The following is a 1,058-nucleotide window of genomic DNA, read 5'->3' as shown; positions in this document are numbered from 1 at the left end:
TTCTTTTACTCACATACCCAACCGTTATAATAGTGATTTTATTTGGATTAGGGCTATCTTTTCTTCTGTAAATATTATCTAAATAAAATGGATTAATTCCATTTGGAATAATACTACTTTTCTTATCGATGCCAGATTTTAAGTACTTAGGTATGTATTTATTCATTACCTCTTCTTTATAAGAACGTGAAATAAAAACTACACCATCTGCATTATCCAATATTCTTAAACCTAATCTACGTAAGTTAATCCTATATTTGAAGAAAATATTCACGTCCATATCTCTTACTGCAACAATATATGGTATTCCAAATTTTTGTTTTGCTCTCATTGCTATATAGCCATTTGAGAATAATGTATGAGCGTGTAGTATATCAAATGCACTGTTTTTGTATAGCTTCATAAAATCCTTTAATATTTTGTGTTCTTTTAACAGAAAGAAGGGTCGATTCCAATTACTGTAATTTAATCTAACATCTAAATACGACGCTTTTACATCAGGTAATCCTCGTTCTTTTGCTCTAAAATAAAACACCTTCAAAGTTGAAACCTTTAGTAATTGTTCTTCCATAAAATCTATATAAAACTTATCATAATTTGAACAAATATGACAAATATTAACACCGTTCTTATTACTATTTTGCTTCATTATAATCACCATTTCTCAAAAAAAATTTTGTCCACTCATCAACTATAAATCTCTCTGAAAATTCACCTTCAGTTCCCTTTTTATATGAATTGTAAGACATACTTTCTAATACTTCTCGATTTAAATTCAAATAACATATTCTGTTAAACATAAAATCTATGATTTTATTATCTAGATAATCTGAATATATTGTTTTTTTTCTGTTATTCCATACCAACTCATTTGGCATATTATTCTCATCAAAAAATCTATATTTAGGGTCAATCAAAAACCCATTAACTCCATCATCGACCATTTCTTTTATCGCATACAAGTCTGTAGAAATTATTACATTACCAGCTTTCATTGCTTCTAATGTAACTAAAGAAAAACTGTCTTGCCTTGTAGGATTTAATAAAATATTTGAGTT

Annotated in this window: 2 protein-coding genes; both read right to left on the bottom strand. The window is 27.4% G+C overall.

Features of this window, described 5'->3' with window-relative positions:
* Positions 1 to 649: glycosyltransferase (locus tag AX762_RS12290; protein ID WP_177244119.1), on the bottom strand; the 649-nt coding region annotated here is incomplete at its 3' end.
* The coding region (locus tag AX762_RS12285; RefSeq protein WP_143139374.1) for a glycosyltransferase at positions 636 to 1,058 on the bottom strand (423 nt) is incomplete at its 5' end. The genes AX762_RS12285 and AX762_RS12290, both read right to left, overlap by 14 nt.

The sequence above is a fragment of the Alkalibacterium sp. 20 genome (assembly GCF_001885615.1).
Classification (GTDB): Bacteria; Bacillota; Bacilli; order Lactobacillales; family Carnobacteriaceae_A; genus Alkalibacterium.
Note: the sequence above shows the minus strand (reverse complement) of the source record. Positions and strands in the feature narration are given on the sequence as shown.